The following is an 18,909-nucleotide window of genomic DNA, read 5'->3' on the forward strand; positions in this document are numbered from 1 at the left end:
AAATCTGCGTTAATCTGCGTTTCAATAAATGTTCATTTGGCTCATTTCGGTGCAATACAGAAAGACTCAAACCAAGATTAGGGCTAAATTATCCCGCAAGGATTATTGTTGCTTAGAGAAAGAATAGGGCATATCTTCTTCTTTAGTTCCTCTATTCTGATTAGGTTGATTACTCATTTCAACATTGATCGTACCTCCCTTGAGCAAATTTTCGTGTCGGAGATAATTTTTAGTGTAATCAGCACCATTGACATTCATCGAATTGACATAAAATTTTTTCTTACTATTATTCGGAGCATCAATAACCAAACTATTGCCATTTTCAAAATGGAGTGTAGCTTTCTTGAATAACGGAGCACCTATAATATATTCATCCGTTCCCGGACAAACAGGATAGAAACCTAATGCCGAGAATACATACCAGGCAGAAGTTTGTCCGTTGTCCTCGTCGCCACAATAGCCGTCCGGAGTAGGAGAGTACATACGATCCATTACTTGACGCAACCAGTATTGGGCTTTCCAAGGTTGTCCTGCATAGTCATATAAATAAATCATGTGCTGAATCGGTTGATTGCCATGTGCATAGTTACCCATATTCATCACAGTCATTTCACGGATTTCATGAATCACTTGGCCGTAGTAGCTATCATCAAAAATAGGAGGTACGGCAAAAACAGAATCCATCATGGTGATAAACATCTCTTTTCCACCCATCAAGTCAATCAATCCTTGAGGATCGTGGAATACAGACCAAGTATAGTGCCAGCTATTTCCTTCCGTAAAGGCGTCCCCCCATTTCAGCGGAGAGAAAGGAGATTGGAATGTACCATCTTCGTTGCGTCCACGCATTAACTTAAATTCCTTATCGAAAAGATTCTTGTAGTTCATGGCACGTTTTGCGAAAAGATTAATCTCTTTTTTCGGACGTTTAAGTTCCTTTGCCAGTTGGTAGATACACCAGTCATTGTATGCATATTCCAACGTGCGTGCGGCGTTCTCATTGATTTTTACATCATAAGGCACGTAACCCAGTTTATTGTAATATTCATATCCCAGACGTCCTGTTGATGATACTTGTGGATGTACATTCTCCGTTCCGTGAATCAGCCCTTCATACAATGTTTTTATATCGTCCACTTTCACTCCTTTCATGTAAGCATCCACTAAGACAGAAGCAGAGTTGTTACCAACCATACAGCCTCTGTGCCCCGGACTTGCCCATTCCGGGAAGAAACCGCTCTCTTTATATGTATTGATCAGACCTTCCTGCATTTCCTTGTTGACTGACGGGTACATTAGGTTCAATAACGGGAATAGGCAACGGAAAGTATCCCAAAAGCCTGTGTCGGTATACATATACCCCGGTAATACTTGCCCATTATAAGGACTGTAATGAACCGGTTGGCCGGCAGCATCCAGTTCGTAGAATTTGCGTGGGAAGAGCAATGAACGATATAAACAAGAATAGAATGTGCGATATTGATCGAGATTGCCTCCTTCTACTTCTATCTTGCCTAACACTTGGTTCCACGCTTCTTTTCCTTTTTTGGCTAGCTGTTCGATATTATCTTTGCCCAACTCTTTCATATTCAAAGCTGCCTGTTCAAAACTGATGAAAGAAGAAGCAATCCTTGCATGTACTTGTTCGCCTTTATGTGTTTGGAAACCAATAATGGCTCCGGCATGATCCGTTGTCTGTTCGGTAACATTTTCCTGCAGATTGTCATTGGCTACCGTAGCTTTATAAGTGAAAGGCTTGTCGAATTCAATAATAAAGTAATTTTTAAAGTTTTCGGGAACTCCACCGCTGTTGCGAGTCGTGTAACCGATAATCTTGTTTTCTTCCGGAATAACCTTAATATACGATCCCTTATCAAAGGCATCCACTACAACATACGAATGATCGTTTTCCGGAAAAGTGAAACGGAAAAGAACGGCACGCTCGGTTGGAGCCATTTCTGTCACTACATCATGCTCTGCAAGATATACTTTATAATAATAAGGAGTGGCGGTTTCTCCTTTGTGGGCAAACCAACTGGCACGCTTCTCTTCATTGAATTCCGGTTTGCCTACTACGGGCATAATAGAGAATTGTCCGTAATCATTAATCCACGGACTGGGTTGATGTGTTTGTTTAAATCCACGAATCTTATTAGCCGTATAAGTGTATTGCCAGCCGTCTCCCATCTTTCCTGTCTGTGGAGTCCAGAAATTCATCCCCCATGGACGGGCAATGGCCGGATAAGTATTACCTGTTGATAACTCGAAACTAGATTGAGAACCCATAAGCGGATTGACATACTGCGTCCAGTCTTTAGCTTTTGCAAAGACGATACAACTTAATGCACATACTAATAGGAGATACTTTTTCATGGTCTTATTTATTATTTATGGCTCAATCGAATCAGAAATCAATTGAGCCAATTTCTTTTTCAAGGTTTTGTTTTTTTATTCAATTTGAACAGCCAGTAGTACCAACTCATTCCTCTTTTTTGGAGGAGAGAGCCGGAGAGAGGACTCCCCATTTCGTAGGATGATCGGTCATCTTGATTTCCATCGTTCCTCCATTCGCAATATCCTGATGGTTAAAGAATGGAATGTTTAGAGCCTTACCGTTCAGCGATACACTTTCAATGTATTTATTCTTTTTCCCATTATTCTTTACTACAATACTGAAAGTCTTTCCTTCAGGCAGATTGATAACTGCTTTGTCGAAGGCAGGACGTCCGATGGAATATACCGGCTTGCCGGGACATACCTGATAGAATCCCATAGAGTTGAGTATATACCAGGCAGACATTTGACCACAGTCCTCATTGCCCGAAAGACCATCTATACTGTTGGCATACTGGCTCCGGTAAACACTATCTACCAACTCTTGAGTTCTCCAAGGGTGGTTAACGTAGTTATATAGATGGATCACATGGTGACTTGGTTCGTTTCCATGTGCATATTGCCCGATCAGTCCGCTGATATCTGATGAGGTTGTCTCACCTTCAAGTGATGAATCGGCCGAGAATAAGGAATCGAGTTTTTGGACAAAAGCATCTTCTTCACCCATCAGATTGACTAACCCTTCTACATCATGCGGCACAAACCAAGTCCATTGCCAAGCTGTTCCTTCACAATAATCATCGCTGCGGTGAGTAGATGCGCGTGGATTGAATGGAGTACGCCATTCACCTTTTGAGTCCAGTCCACGCATGAAGCGGATTGATTTGTCGAAATAAAATTCGTACGCCTTGGCGAAGCGTTCATACTTTGCTTTGGATTCAAAATCACTCATCGCTTCTGCAAAGATAGAGATACACCAGTCATCATACACATATTCTAACGCTTTGGCCACTGATTCGTTTTCGCGGTCACAAGGGATATATCCGATGGCATTCTTATAATATTTTGCTTTAGGCATGAGATGAGGCAATACCAAATCCGGACATTTGATGCCGGTAGTGTCATATTCGGCGGCACGCAGGCAGGCTTTATAAGCCTCTTTGGCATCAAAATTGCGATACCCTTTCATGTAGGCATCCACGATGACCGGAACAGCATGATAACCAATCATAGTGCCGGTGTAATTGGAAGCCAAGTCCCACATGGGGTATATCCCACCTTCCTGATGTTTCTTAATTAGCGAATTGATAAAGTGATTATTCAGATCGGGATCAATGATAGTCATTAGCGGATGTAGCGCACGGAAAGTATCCCATAAAGAAAATACAGTGTATATCGGATTAAGGGTGTCTCCTTGATGCACTTCAAGATCCATTCCTAAATAACGTCCGTCTGCATCAGTGAACAGATTTGGACTGATTCCCGTATGATAGAGGGCCGTGTAGAAGATGGCTTTATCTTCTTTATCGAAAGTTGTAATATCAATTTTGGAAAGATATTCATTCCATGCCGTACGTGCGTCTTTACGTACTTTTTCGAAATCCCATCCGGGAATTTCTGATTCAACGTTCTTCCGTGCACCGGCAATATCGACAGCGGACACACCTACTTTAACAAGAACCTGCTCGTCTTTATTGGTGTTGAAATGCAATAATGCTTTGCAGACAGGAAGTCGTTTACCATTATCCATGGTGATAGAGTCCGTAACGAGCGTATAAGAGAATGGTTTGGAAAATTTAGCGTAGAAGTTGATATATTGGTCGAAAGCCCAATAAGTTGTTTTCTTGTGTCCACAGATTTCCGTATCGCTTATTACTTCTATTTCCATCTCGGAGTTAGTCTGTCGTTGCAGGCTGTAATCCAGGTCGATGATAAATCCGGATTCGGTGTTTTCGGGAAAAGTATAGCGATGGATTGCTCCTCGTTTGGTGGATGAAATTTCAGCTTTCACCTGATAAGTATCAAGAAAGACAGAATAATATCCTGGTTCTGCGATTTCATTCTTATGTGAGAAAGAGGAAGCGTATGCCAGTCGTTGGCTTTGGGGATCGGTTGTACGATATTGTTGCTTACCCACAGTTGGCATGAGCAAGACATCTCCATAGTCGCAACAACCTGTACCGCTGACGTGTGTGTGTGAGAAGCCATTGATGGTAGAGTCGGCATAATAATAACCGGAACAGGCATCCCAACCATCGATCCGGGTGTCCGGGCTGGGCTGAATCATTCCGTGGGGAACTACCGCTCCGGGGAAGGTATGACCATGTCCACCGGTACCGATGAAAGGGTTGACGTAAGCACTATAGTCTTTTACATTAGTGGGGGCTGTGCAGGAGCTAAGTGTGAATAAACCTCCTAAACATCCTACTATTAGGAATGTTTTTAATTTCATGGTATTAATAGCTTTTAAGTTTTAGCCGGTTCATCTTTTACTTCTTATTTGGGAGAAATGAAGATATTGTTTCCGACAATTTTATAATCAATAGGTATAGAGTTTTGCAATGATTTTAACACTGACTCGATATTCGATTTCCTTTTCAGTACACCGGAGTAAGTTTTACCCGTCTGAATGTCAGGAGATAGAATGATTTTCACATCATAGAAACGCTCCAGCGCTTTGGTGATGGTGAAGATATCAGCTTTTTGGAATGGAATCAGATTATCGTGCCAAACAGCATCCAATTTGGCATCCACTTGTTTCACGGTCAATCGTCCATTATTTTTGTTCAGTTCCGCACGTTGTCCCGGAGTGAGGATAATCTGCCCCTCTTCCTTATTGCCTTTTACTTCAATCTCACCTTCAATAAGTGTCGCCTCCGCTATCCGGCAACGCTTATCGGATTTTAAATTGAACGTAGTTCCCAGTACGCGTACGCGTATTGCATCACTTTGAACGGTGAATGGCTTATGGCGGTTTTTGGTGACCTCAAAATAAGCTTCTCCTTCCAGGTAGACATTGCGTTCCTTTTCGGAGAACTCACGTGGATATTTCAAGGTTGCTGCATTGTTCAGCCAAACCTTGCTACCATCCGGCAAGACTACCTCCTTAACAATGCCTTCGCTGGCTACTGCGACCATCATTTGTTGATTGTTTCCGCTTTGATAGAACCAATATCCGATTCCACCACCCATGACCAACATTGCAGCAATCACTGCGGCATATTTCATCCAGCGATGCATGCTTAGTATTTTGCTCTGTTTACCTTTCTCTTCGTCCAGCTTTTTATAGAGTTGTTTTTCCGCACGAAGTATCCGTTGTTCATCAGTGTACTGGTCGAATTTACCCAAATGATAAATTTCTTCCATACGAAAGAGCTGGCGGGCGTTTTCTTCCGATTCCTTCATCCAGGCATTGACCTCGATAAGCTCTTCTTCAGAACACTGTCCTGTCAGATATCTGTTTATTATTTCTTCACTCAGATTACTCATTTTCTTTTCCTTCATATTAGTAATACAATTCAAAACGCAAAAACACTTATTATAATCGCCATAAAAATAAGAAAAGAATCGCCCAAAGAGGATCGAGTCGGCCACGCAAGTATTTTAAAGCCTTATACATATGGGCTTCCACCGTGCGGAGTGAAATTCCGAGAATATCGGCTATTTCCTTGTTTTTCATATCATGCAGATAGCTAAGTTTGAAAACCTCTTTGCATTTGTCAGGGAGCTCATTAATTGCATCATGAATTTCCTTGCGGAGTTCCTTGTCTTCGATCCTCCGAATCACTTCGTTGTTGTCCGGTTGATAGAATTCTGCGCGTCTTTGGTTGATTTCTTCCATGGCAACACAATAACCGTCTTCCACACTGCGGTGTTTCAAGACATTAAGGGCACGGGTGTAAACGGCACGATAGAGAAAGGCCTGGATTTGGTCGCCTATCTCTATATGGTCTTTCCGCTTCCATAATTCTACAAATACGTCCTGCACTACATCCTCTGCTTCTTCTTCTTCTCCCACCAAACGGGTTGCATAGAAAATCAGGCTGGGATAGTACCGTCGAAATAGTGCTTTATAGGTTACATCAAAGTTTTCATTCATTCTCTCGATGGACTAAGTTCATGTTTCGTTTATGGGTTTTTATCTTCGAATATGACTCCAATTGCTTTAGGGGTGTTACTCATTTCGAATTCGACAGTCGCTCCACTCATGATTTGCTCGTGAGTAAGATATGTTTTGTCATACGGTTTTCCATCTATTTTGATGGATTGGATATAGATATTTTCTTTGTTTACTTTGGGGGCCAATACGGTGAAAGTCTTTCCATTTGCCAGATGTAATTGCATTTCCGGGAATAGGGGAGTACCTATCTCATATTTTCCACTGACGGGATTGACGGGGTAGAATCCCATCGCACTGAATACATACCATGCTGACATCTGTCCGCAATCTTCGTTGCCACAAAGACCGGCTGGTTCGTTCTTGTAGAGCTCGTTCATCACTTTGGCCACATATTCTTGTGTGCGATTTTCGTGTCCTATAGCATTGAACAGATAAATAACGTGATGGCTTGGCTCATTGCCATGCGCATATTGTCCTATCATGCCCGTGCTGAAGATCGGAAGTTCGTCATCTGCTGCCGGATGATAGGTGAACATACTGTCCAGTTTTTCGGCAAATCGGTTTTTACCTCCTACAAGGTCGATCAGTCCGTTAATGTCATGCTGAACAGACCAAAAGTATTGCCATCCGTTGCTTTCGCAAATGTGTGGTGTATAGTCATCGGCCTTGAAGTCCTTGATAAAGATGCCTTTGTCGTCACGTGGCTGCATGAAAGAAGTAGCGGGGTTATAAACATTCTTGTAGTTTTGAGAACGTTTGTAAAATTCGTCCGCAATGTCTTGTTTGCCCATCTTCTTCGCCATTTCGGCAATGCAATAGTCATCGAAAGCGTATTCCAGTGTTTTGGATAACGACCAGTTTTCTGCGTTGTAGTGGTCTGTTACGTTGTAAGGTATGTATCCTAATTCTCTGTAGAGTCCGATGCCGCGGTAATTATCCAGATTAGCCGTTGCTATGCAAGCATCCAAGGCTTTCTTTGCGTCGAAGTCGCCGATTCCTTTCAGATAGGCGTCTACAATAACAGGAACAGCATGATAACCGATCATCATGTCTGTTTCACTTCCGTAGAAGTTCCACACCGGTAGGCGGCCATTCTGTTCGTAGAAGGCGATGAAGGATTTCACCATGTCGTTTACACGCTCGGGTTCGGTATAAGTAAAGAGCGGGTGGGCGGCACGGTATGTATCCCATAGGGAGAAAGTGCTATAATTAACCCAGCCGTTGGCCTGGTGTACTTTCTTATCGGGGCCGTAGTAAGCTCCGTCTACATCACTGTAAATAGTTGGAGCAATCATTGAGTGATAGAGAGCGGTGTAGAAGTTCACTTTATCGTTCTCATTATCACCTTTTATTTCAATCTTTCCGAGCTGGCGATTCCAGTTTGCTTTTGTTTCCGCCAAGTATTTGTCGAAGTCATTTTCGGGGACTTCAGCTTGTAGGTTTTTGGCTGCTCCTTCCATACTGACACCGGAAATGGCAGTGTTTACCAATATCTGTTCATCCTTTTGGGTATTGAAATCGAAGCGGGCGATAACAGCTGTGCCGATACGTTTATTGTCTTTGATGATGGCAGTTGTGTCCAGTTCCATTTTCTCAAAAGGCCTGGAGAATCGGGTGCGGAAATAGATGTGTTGATCGCGTGCCCAGCCGTTGGAGAAACGGTAACCTTGAATGGTGACGGAGTCTACGACTTCGATATGAGAATCGTTGGTAAAATCCCAGTTCATGGCTTTCTTCAGATTTAAGAAGATAGTAGATTGGGCTTCCGGAAACGTATAACGTTGGATACCACAACGCTCGGTGGCAGTCAGTTCGACGTTGATGTTATAATCAGTCAGGCGTACTTGATAATAACCGGCATGAGCACTTTCATCCTTGTGGGAGAATTTAGAATGGATGCCAAGTGGTGCTTCCGCTTCTTTGTAGGGAAGAGTGACAGGCATGAAAGAGATGTCATACAAATCTCCCGCTCCAGTGCCGGAAAGATGTGTGTGGCTGAAACCGGCAATCGTACTGTCCGGATAGAAATAACCGGAGATACGGTCCCATCCGGGGAGTCCGTTGTCCGGGCTAAGTTGCACCATGCCGAAAGGAGCTTGGGCACCAGGATAAGTGTTTCCAGTGAAGTCTGTTCCGATAAATGGATTTACATAAGATGTGTAATCTATTTCGTGTTTTTCTTGCGTAGGGGTACAAGAAATGAGCATGCAGGTTAACAGCAGGCATAGATAAGCAGGTGTTCTCATCATTCTTTAGGTATTAGTGATTACTTATTTTATTTATTTGAAGGATAAGAAAAATAATTAATCTGGTCACAAAGGTAGAAAAAAACTGTGACAAGCCTAAATTATAGGCTTAATATTTTTTAAGAGAGACAAATAGACTTCTACATCCGGTCGATATTCCTCGGTGCCGGACAGTGCTTATCGGTGCCTCGATTAGTGTAATATTTAGGCGCGGATTTCGTAGATTACACGGTTTTAAGAATAAAAAATCCGTGTAATTCGCGTAATCTGCGCCTAATTTTAAATCTTTATGTAAAACGAGCCTATTATCTTTTTATTAGACTCCTTTTCATTTACTTTTAGATTCCTGCTAGCTCCAGTACTTTTTCAACAGCTGCCGGTAGTCCGTCAGTGTTTTTACCTCCTGCGGTTGCAAAGTGAGGCTGACCACCGCCACCGCCTTGAATTAGTTTGGCAGCTTCTTTCACTAAATTGCCAGCTTTCAGACCACTCGCAACCAGATTGTCGCTAAGCATGACTGTCAGCATCGGTTTTCCGTTATCTATATTTCCGGCAACGAAGAACAAGTTTTCTGTAATCTCACCACGAAGTTGGAAAGCGATATTCTTCACTACTTCTGCCGGTAGCGGAGCACAGAACTTAACCACTTTGATGCCGTGAATTTCTTGTATATTCTTCAACAGTCTTTCCTTCAGTGCTGCTTCTTTTTCTTTCATGAAGTCTTCCACCTGCTTCTTCAATCCTGCATTTTCATCCAGATATTTGCGGATTGCAATACCCAAATCAGGAGCATTGTTGAAGAGAGCCTTCAAGTCGCTAAGTGTATCTTGTATTGTATCCAGCATTTCTTCCACGCGTGCTCCAGTATAAGCTTCAATACGGCGAACGCCGGCAGCAACAGAACTTTCGGAGATGATTTTTACCATACCGATATTTCCGGTTGCAGCTACGTGTGTACCACCGCAGAACTCGATAGAAGTGCCGAACTGGATCACACGAACTCTGTCGCCATACTTTTCACCAAAAAGAGCGATAGCCCCCAACTCCTTAGCTTCCTCGATAGGAATATTGCGATATTCTTTCAATGGGATATTAGCGCGGATTCTTGCATTGACGATATGTTCAACTTTACGGATTTCTTCATCGGTCACTTTCTGGAAGTGAGAGAAGTCGAAACGTAATGAATCCGGTGTAACCAATGAACCTTTCTGTTCGATGTGTTCACCCAATACTTCACGTAAAGCAGCATCCAGCAAGTGGGTCGCCGAGTGATTAGCTGCGCAGGCAGCACGTTTGTCGGTATCTACACAAGCCATCATCGGAGCTTCCGGATGATCGGGTAACTTTTTGGTAATATGTATCGGAAGATTATTCTCTTTCTTTGTATCGACCACTTCAATCGTTTCGAACTCGCTTACCAATACACCGGTATCACCGACCTGACCACCACTTTCTGCATAGAATGGAGTATAGTCGAGTACAATCTGATACAATGTCTGGTTCTTTTGTTTGATCTGACGGTAACGAAGGATAGAAGCCTCGTATTCAGTGTAATCGTAACCAACGAATTCAGTAGTCCCTTCTTTCAGTACAATCCAGTCACCTGTTTCGATGGCGGCGGCATTACGTGCACGCTGTTTCTGTTGCTGCATTTCTTCATTGAACTCTTCAATGTTGACAGTCATTCCGTTTTCACGGAGAATCAGCTCTGTCAAGTCGAGCGGGAAACCGAATGTATCATATAAAGTAAAGGCGTCTTTACCGCTGATTTCAGTTTTTCCATTGGCTTTGGTATCTTCCATTGTCTTATCCAATAGACGGATACCAGTTTCCAAAGTGCGGAGGAATGATTCTTCTTCTTCCTTGATTACTTTTTCAATCAGTGTCTTTTGTGCAACCAGCTCAGGATAAGCTTCTCCCATGTTATCAATCAATACAGGAAGCAACTTATACATAAATGCCTGTTTCTGTCCGAGGAAAGTATATCCGTAACGAACAGCACGGCGAAGGATACGGCGGATCACATAACCAGCTTTCGCGTTAGAAGGCAACTGACCGTCTGTGATAGAGAATGCAATAGTACGGATATGGTCGGCAATTACACGCATGGCGATGTCCTGCTGCTTATCTTTTCCGTATTCTGTACCCGACATAGCTGCAATAGCTTTCAGCATTGGCTGGAATACGTCTGTATCGTAGTTGGATGTTTTTCCTTGTAAAGCCATACAAAGGCGTTCGAATCCCATACCGGTGTCAATAACCTTTGCAGGAAGCGGCTCAAGGCTGCCATCTGCTTTGCGGTTGTATTGCATGAATACGAGATTCCAGATTTCAATTACCTGCGGATGATCGTGGTTCACGAGGTCGCGACCGGAGATCTTGGCGCGTTCTTCAGCAGGACGGAGGTCGATATGGATTTCGGAACAAGGTCCGCAAGGTCCTGTATCACCCATTTCCCAGAAGTTGTCGTGTTTGTTACCGTTGATGATGTGATCCTTTGGCAAGAACTGTTCCCAATAAGAAGCAGCTTCGTCGTCACGGCTCAATCCTTCTTCGGGACTTCCTTCAAATACGGTTGCATAGAGATGTTCCGGATTCAGTTTCAAGACTTCTACCAGATATTCCCACGCCCAGCTGATCGCTTCTTTCTTGAAGTAATCGCCGAACGACCAGTTACCAAGCATTTCAAACATGGTGTGGTGGTACGTATCGTGTCCTACTTCTTCCAGGTCATTATGCTTTCCGCTTACACGCAAACATTTTTGCGAGTCCGCGACTCTTTGGTATTTCGCCGGATGGTTACCCAAAATAATATCTTTAAACTGGTTCATACCCGCGTTCGTAAACATCAGGGTAGGGTCATCTTTAATCACCATCGGAGCCGAGGGAACGATGTGGTGTCCTTTCGACTCAAAGAAATTCTTGAATGAATCTCTGATCTCTTTTGCAGTCAACATATAATGAAGAATTATGATTTATGAATTATGAATTATGGGCTGTGGGATATGAGAGAGGGGAGGAATCCCCAATAAATCATAAATCACAACTCATAAATTCGTAAAAACTGTGCAAAGATAGCTTGTTTTTACGACATAGCAAAAGTTTGTTTCAATATATTGTGCAAGGGGTTACAATACGGACATACCTTCTAAAATATCTCATTAATAACCAAATGTAATAACCGATTTTAATAACACTTGGTAATAACAAAGATGAGTGAACAGGTATTTTTAGATTTCAGTTTAAATTTCAATTTGCGGCAGACAAAGAAGAATATGCCAACCATTATTTACGCTCTGTTTACCTTTAGAGGGAGGCAATACAAGGTCAATATTGGCGCCAAGGTTTATCCAACGCAATGGAATAAGCGGAAGCAGATAGCCACTATCAGCAACGGGCAAACAAGGCTGGATAATCGCAATAATGAGATAGTCAATAAAAAAATAAGGTCGCTTCTTGCTATCTTTGAAGAGAAGAAGAATTATCTTTGTGAGAACTTGGAAAGGATAGATTTTCTTTTTGAGGAAATGAGACAAGCTATTAATCCTAAATTGAAATGTCGTAATTATATGGAGAAAGAAATGCATTTATCAGCAACTCTGGTATTTAGAAAAATGGTGGATAAGTATGTGAAGGAAGATAGTAGTAAGAAAATATATCTAGGTTATATTAGTGCTTTTGAAGCTTTCTTGAAAGTTAAAAGTATTCCTAATCGCTTATCCGCTATTAATGGAGATACTTTAACTGATTATCAACAATATTTATTAGATTTGAATCCTCGTCGTATAGCAACGCATCTAAACAAGATAAAAGGAATCAGAACATTAATCAATCATGCTAATAGAGACAAAGAGATAAAAGCTAACATAAATATAAATTCTTTTGTTGCTATCAGAGATGAACGTTCTAAAGAACAGAAGAAAAGTAAACAAGTTCCATTGACAGAAAAGCAATTACTCGCTATATATAACTATACAAACTTAAAACCTAGGGAAGTAGAAGCCAGAGATTTATTTATTTGTCAATGTTTGTTGGGACAGCGTATTTCAGATTTACCTAAAATATTTAAAGGAGAATATGCTATAACTCTGTTGGACGATGAAAATGAAGTGATTTCATTTACTGTTCAGAAGACTAGAGAAGAAGCTACATTGTATCTCTTTCCTGTAGTGAAAGAAATATTAGAGAGGTATAAGCAAACAGGTTTCAAACATATAGATTTACTTATAGAAGATGAGAAGATAGTTAGGAGAAATGAGGCTAAACTAAATAGAACTATAAAACAGGTCTGTAAAAAAGTTGGATTAGATAGCGATGTTATTTATGTTGAACAGATTGGCGAAGATGTAGTTGAAAAGAAAAAGAAACTATTTGAAATGATTCATACTCATATTGCAAGACATACTTTTATCACTTTGATGTGTCGTTTGGGTGTATCAAAAGAAGATGTTATAATAGCAACTGCGCATACAGATACCACAATGATAGACGATGTTTATTTGCACGAAACTGTAAATGACAAAGGGACAAGGCTCATTAATTCTTTAAAGAAAATCAAAGGTAGTACATTATTCAAGATTGAAGAGGCAAACAACATGGTAGATACTACTATGAATGAAGAAGAAACGGTTAAGAAACCAATTTCAACTGCAAGCGTAACTAATAATATCACCTTCGATACTCTGTTAGACACTCAATTTTTTGCATCTAAAATCAATAGGGCTGTTGAACTACAATCACAGGTAGGTCATTTGAAAAATGGGAAACTGTGTAGCTATGACAATGAAATCACGTCCCTTGTAAGCGAGATAGAAAAATTCTCCCAATCTTCCACTCCTGATTCTGATGTGGCAAAACAATATGTGAAACAGTTATCTGTTGGGAAGCAGTCAGACTTGCATGACAGTTTTAGAGAAATGATTATCAAGTGTGTTAAGATTGGTATCAGTAAGGATGCAATTATGCAGTTTATCAATAAGGCTTTGGAAATAGGCTTGTTGGATAATGAAAGATTCACCAATATAAAAGAAATCACTACAGCCTTATTGGATAAAAGAAACAAGGGCTGACGAGCTTTTTAGGAAATCAAGGCTTCTGGTAAGCCTGAACATCATATTCTCCCCGAACAGCTACGGTTATGGGGAGAATTTTTGCTTTATCGCATCCTCAACTCAAATATTCCACAATTTCGACTTGTTGTTTGGTGATGCGGTCGGGACTTTATACCTTTGCAACGTGATTGAAAGTCAGAAATGACCGAGTTTCTCGTCACCCAGATTCACCACTACAAACCTAAATCTACTTCAAATGAAAGAACTGACCTACGCAGACATTCGTAAAATGGCACTAGAGCACGGTATTAAGGACACAAGGCTTCACATCGGGCTTTGGGCTACTGACCGATACATCAAAAAGCGCAAAATGGTTCAAGGCAAGACTTACACAATCTATCTGCCATATCATAAGCCGGAGCAGAAACAGTTTTAAGTCCTAGACCTACTTTCAACTATTAAACAGAGTACACCATTGTCAACTAATCATCTAATTAGTAGCACTATCTACTAATGTGCTTACTAATACAGCAAAGTTATGTGCTGAAGTATTGATATTACCAGATTATAAAGGTGTGCTTATTTCCCCCTTTAGCGGTGTGCTTAATCCCCTTTTGGAGCGTGCTTATTCACCCCCTGTCTACACTCCTAGATACTACACTCCATACAGCCATACTGTAAAGTTCTGACGAACTTTCAGTAGGTGGGATAAGTAGGATATATAAATCAATAATATATGTGGCATTATAATAATAATTTATATGAGAAACTAAGCGAACTAAGGAAAGTGAACAGACTAAGTTCCACTAAGATGAGATTCTTGTTAAAGACCAATCAGATTATCTTGATTAACCATATTGAGCGTTTGCCTTATGAAAGACACGAAACTTCCATTCAAGGAGTACACAGTAATGAGTAATAATCTGATTCAGAATCTAAACTGTTCAGATGTGTACAGGACTTATACCTTGCTATTAACAGCAGATAAAGATTCTTTGGAAACCAATACTACATTAGAACAGCTTGCAGGATTTGTTGGGGATAAACCGGACAATTACAAGAAGAGTAAAGGTACATTATCTTTCAATGACAAATTAAGGGCTACAGGCGAGGTTATTATACGTGATATAGATTCCAAACGGAAGGACAGGCATTGGACTATGTACAGATTCAACCAAGTAGAGCCAGGCAATTATAGAAGAATTGGCAGAGAGTTCTACGATACTTACAATACTTTAGATTTGAAGCTAAGAGGATTCATATTAAAGCTATTCAGTGTAACAGAGCCGCATAGTTATGTTATCAAATTATCATCCATAAGGAAATTGAAGGAGCTTATTCACATGGGACATAATACTATTGGTAGGTACATAGAGCAGTTAAAGGATTTGGATTTATTGGATGAAATTGGTGACTGTCTGATTCTAAAGGTCAAAGGCTTAATAATAGACCAGCCTAAAGATAAGCAAGTAAAGAAACTAATTGCCATGTTCGACCACATGATAGACTTCAACGAAGGCAATAACAAACCATTATCCAGAGAATGTATGATTTATAAGAAGTATAAGGAGAATGGATTTAAAGATGTCAAGAATATCCACGCTTTTATGAAGTCAATACAAGCAGGTACAGTAGGTAGAAAGCGACCTGTTAAGGAAGATATACCTTATGAGATTATTCTGTAGTTAGTTTGTAAGCAATAAAGCTCCAGACCATTAAACGGGTTTGGGGCTTATGAATCTGAAATAATTTGGGACAAAATACATATTCCTTTAAAGAGATATTGATTATTTAGTTTTCTATACAATTCAATTGTATAAAATATCAATTTGCAAGAATATACAAGTGATAAATTAAGACCAGTCTAATGTTTTAAGTTGGTTATATTATAAAAAGAAACAAGATAAATTTTATTGTTATAAAGACAAGACATATTAAATGAAGAATCCTCCTAGAATAAATAATTGGTGATATTTATTTACTCTGATATATGTTTCTTATTAGCACATTAGCAGTTTTTAGTTATTATATACAATACCATATCACACACCATGACAAAGTTTAGAACTAATGGCAATTTTTCAGTATTTCTACAGTATATTCGTTTTATAAAATCATGAATTTACGTAGCTATATTTCAATATTTATTATTATTTATAAGATAATTGTTCAACAGTAGTAAAATAATGTACTTTGACTTTTGATAATTTATTATTTTGTGTAATTTTGATAGCAAATAACTAAAATGTAATATTATGTTAGCGAATGAGGTAATTTATATTGATATTGATGATTTTGTAAGTAATGTTGAAACACTAATAAATCAGGGTATAGCTGATATAAGAGAAAGTGGAAATCTATTTAAGGTTTATGGAACTTGGTATAGAATTTATTCAGATTATGTAAAATATCAAGGTATGAGAGTCAATCTTAAAAAGGGCATTGATGGGAATAATATAGATATTTCTCTTTATAGTGCTTGGACTGTTGGTGGTAAACTAAGTGAATCGAGAATTATGGTTGGTAAACTGTATGATAAACTGCATGAAATATACATATTTCATCAATTATTTAATAATACAAATGTTGTAAAATCACTGAAAAAATATACCAGTATAATCAAAAGATGCACATCGTTAGAGAAATTCTCTGATAACATATTTATACTGTGTTTTAATAATAATAAATATTGCTTTACTAAAAAGGAAAGATATAATTCTCTATGCAATAATATAGAGCAGTATGTTGAGGTAGATAAGTATGATAAACACACACCATCATTAGTTTATAAAAGTGACAATATAGATTCAATCCAATCATTGTATTCTATTCTTAATACGGTTTACTATATTAATAAAACAAAACAAGGTTATGGCATTGATTATACATTAGCCTGTGCTTTAGGTATAGCTGATAATTAGTCCCTCAATATACAATAAATAATAACGGATTCGAGGATGTAAGTTATTAATATTGAAGCTCCAGACCATAACAGGTTTTGGGGCTTTTTATGTATATCCCCAACTCAAAAATATAGGTACTTGAAATTCATACCCCCGACCCTTTTATTGAGGAAGTGTTTTTTATTTGGAGTTTATGCAGTGATAGAGTGAAATATTTGATTTGTCAGTGAGCGTATCAGATGTATATCGTGCATAAGCCCCTTCTATTACCCTATAGTCCCCTCACCAATCATTAGGAAAAATGAAAGGATAACATGAATTGCCATTCAGCCCACAAACCTTTTGAACTTCTGAAATGTGCGGACTTATCAACGATTTGTATATGTCTACATATAAAGATGCACAAAGGAAAGTGAATGAATAGTACTTCATGTCAAACCCTCATTTTGTCCTTAAATACACTATTTACTAATCTATTATTATGCGTATGGAGAATTTAAAGATTTTATTGACGTTTGGAATAATTCTAATTGTGCCAGTAGTCTTAATGCCACAGTTCTTTATTGGATTATTAATACTGATTGTGGCTTGCTTGGCTTTCAGACAGAGGAATTTCTAATATTAACTTAATAAATTACAGATTATGGAATCAACATTACAGATTATGCCAGTACAAAGAACTAGTAGAAACTTTGGTGAATATGCAGAAGAAGCGGTAATAATTGAAGAGCCAATTATTAAGCAGAAACGACCTCTATTTATTGAAGCTAATACGATTGAAGCCAGTTTGGAGCATCTAAGGAATGATTGTATTATCCCTGTATTCGCAAAGGACAACGAAGCTACATTATCTCATGTGGCTTTTATCGAAGCAGTACAGGATGCAACCAATACATTCTTTAGCGGTGAACAAATTGAATCGCCAGATATTCGTGTTTCTCATGTAATCAAAGGCAGGATTCCCGAAGCAATTCATAAGCCCGCCAATCAGTTATTAGAGAGTGACAAGACTATCTACTACGAGAGGTGTGCTTTTGTTATTGAAGTTCCTACTATCTATGAGACAGTACACGGTAACAGGCTAACACTTACTATTGGTGGTGTCAGAGCTTATAACCATACCAATCTTTATTCAAAGAAAGGTGCAGAGCGGTTTAAAGTGTTTATTGGCTTTACTTGTAAGGTTTGCACAAATCTATGTGTATCTACGGACGGTTATCTTAGTTGCTTGGAAGTTACCAATACAAGGGATTTATATCAAGCGGTATTGGAAATGTTCCACAAATACGATGCAGCCAAACACATACATTTGATGCAGTCTTTAGGCAATACCAGTATGACGGAGCATCAGTTCTGCCAACTACTTGGAAGAATGAGACTTTATCAATCATTACCGCAAGGCTATCAGAAAGATATACCTAAAATGTTGCTTACTGATACACAGGTTAACAATGTGGCTAAAGCGTATATCAATGATGAGAACTTTGGCAGCTTGGGGAATGATTTGTCTATGTGGAAGTTCTACAACTTGCTCACAGGTGCAAATAAGAGCAGCTATATAGATTCATTCTTGGATAGAGCCTATAATGCAACAGAACTTGCAACGGGTATATGTTCCGCTTTACATGGTGATGACAAATACCAATGGTTTCTTAGTTAGTGGTATTACAGAGTACTTAAAAGGGGCATCCATATAATAAGGGTGTCCCTTGATTATTCATTACCTATTAATACTCAAAAGATTATGTTACAAGCGTTACTAGTCGTTATATCTTGGATTATCTTGTTACTTGTTATGTGTGCAATTTCACCTATTGTATTCTTCTTGATGATTATTTGGACTATATACAAGATTATTACAATGAAGTAGTACATTAAAATACAGAAAAAACAAAGAGCATCCATACAGGTGCTCTTTTTATTTATAAACCTCTTAAATATTTGGAATATGGTAATAGAAGGCAGTCGCGAATACAAGGCAGCGCAAGAACTTGAAAGAGCCTTGAACGATTATAGTTGGAATCCTAAAAGGTTTGCTGAAAGTACAAAGTGTTACCACCGTACACTACAGCAGGAATTAATGAAAACCATAGTGGAGATTATTCGCATGGTTGGTAATAAAAACTATGGCACAGACCTTAGAAATCAGGCATCGCACGAACTTTGCAAACGGATAGTTGACAGTGGCGTGTTGGATGAAGCCCACCTACCTTTTATATAGGTTGAATGAAGTAAGGACATTATTTGCTTAGTGT

The 18,909-nt window shown here is 39.4% G+C and carries 12 protein-coding genes; 6 read left to right on the plus strand and 6 right to left on the minus strand.

Annotated elements, in window-relative coordinates:
* Positions 1–102 precede the first annotated feature (102 nt).
* The 6 genes from HMPREF9010_RS05745 to alaS form a co-directional block, all read right to left on the minus strand.
* The gene (locus HMPREF9010_RS05745; protein WP_008650583.1) at positions 103–2,373 is read right to left on the minus strand and encodes a GH92 family glycosyl hydrolase; all 2,271 of its coding nucleotides are present in this window, start codon (positions 2,371–2,373) and stop codon (positions 103–105) included.
* Between the two features lie 106 nt (positions 2,374–2,479).
* Entirely contained in the window at positions 2,480–4,786 is a 2,307-nt protein-coding gene (locus HMPREF9010_RS05740) for a GH92 family glycosyl hydrolase (RefSeq protein ID WP_008650584.1), read from the minus strand.
* Positions 4,787–4,830: 44 nt separating this feature from the next.
* Complete coding sequence (locus HMPREF9010_RS05735) at positions 4,831–5,838, minus strand: FecR family protein (protein ID WP_008650585.1); 1,008 nt, start codon at positions 5,836–5,838, stop codon at positions 4,831–4,833.
* Between the two features lie 34 nt (positions 5,839–5,872).
* Entirely contained in the window at positions 5,873–6,433 is a 561-nt protein-coding gene (locus HMPREF9010_RS05730; protein WP_008650586.1) for an RNA polymerase sigma-70 factor, read from the minus strand.
* Between the two features lie 29 nt (positions 6,434–6,462).
* Positions 6,463–8,700 (minus strand): GH92 family glycosyl hydrolase, encoded by a 2,238-nt coding sequence (locus HMPREF9010_RS05725; RefSeq protein ID WP_032852933.1) that lies wholly within the window; start codon positions 8,698–8,700, stop codon positions 6,463–6,465.
* Between the two features lie 338 nt (positions 8,701–9,038).
* The gene (alaS, locus tag HMPREF9010_RS05720) at positions 9,039–11,657 is read right to left on the minus strand and encodes an alanine--tRNA ligase (protein WP_008650588.1); all 2,619 of its coding nucleotides are present in this window, start codon (positions 11,655–11,657) and stop codon (positions 9,039–9,041) included.
* Between the two features lie 255 nt (positions 11,658–11,912).
* On the opposite strand from alaS, the gene HMPREF9010_RS05715 reads away from it, so the two are divergent.
* The 6 genes from HMPREF9010_RS05715 to HMPREF9010_RS05690 all read left to right on the plus strand — a co-directional run bounded on the left by HMPREF9010_RS05715 (position 11,913) and on the right by HMPREF9010_RS05690 (position 18,875).
* A complete protein-coding gene (locus HMPREF9010_RS05715) occupies positions 11,913–13,769 on the plus strand; it encodes a tyrosine-type recombinase/integrase (RefSeq protein WP_032852877.1) in 1,857 nt (618 codons plus the stop codon).
* A 238-nt stretch (positions 13,770–14,007) separates the two neighbouring features.
* Positions 14,008–14,187, plus strand: a complete 180-nt coding sequence (locus tag HMPREF9010_RS05710; RefSeq protein ID WP_008650590.1) for a hypothetical protein — start codon at positions 14,008–14,010, stop codon at positions 14,185–14,187.
* Positions 14,188–14,623: 436 nt separating this feature from the next.
* Positions 14,624–15,436, plus strand: a complete 813-nt coding sequence (locus HMPREF9010_RS05705; RefSeq protein ID WP_008650591.1) for a hypothetical protein — start codon at positions 14,624–14,626, stop codon at positions 15,434–15,436.
* A 570-nt stretch (positions 15,437–16,006) separates the two neighbouring features.
* On the plus strand, positions 16,007–16,672 hold the full coding sequence (locus HMPREF9010_RS05700) for a hypothetical protein (RefSeq protein WP_008650593.1): 666 nt from the start codon (positions 16,007–16,009) through the stop codon (positions 16,670–16,672).
* A gap of 625 nt (positions 16,673–17,297) precedes the next feature.
* Positions 17,298–18,314 carry a DUF3871 family protein gene (locus tag HMPREF9010_RS05695; protein WP_004323047.1) on the plus strand — a complete coding sequence of 339 codons (1,017 nt, stop codon included), beginning with the start codon at positions 17,298–17,300 and terminating at the stop codon, positions 18,312–18,314.
* Positions 18,315–18,602: 288 nt separating this feature from the next.
* On the plus strand, positions 18,603–18,875 hold the full coding sequence (locus tag HMPREF9010_RS05690; protein WP_008650595.1) for a hypothetical protein: 273 nt from the start codon (positions 18,603–18,605) through the stop codon (positions 18,873–18,875).
* Positions 18,876–18,909: the final 34 nt, after the last annotated feature.

The sequence above is a fragment of the Bacteroides sp. 3_1_23 genome (genome assembly GCF_000162555.1).
GTDB classification, from domain to species: domain Bacteria; phylum Bacteroidota; class Bacteroidia; order Bacteroidales; family Bacteroidaceae; genus Bacteroides; species Bacteroides ovatus.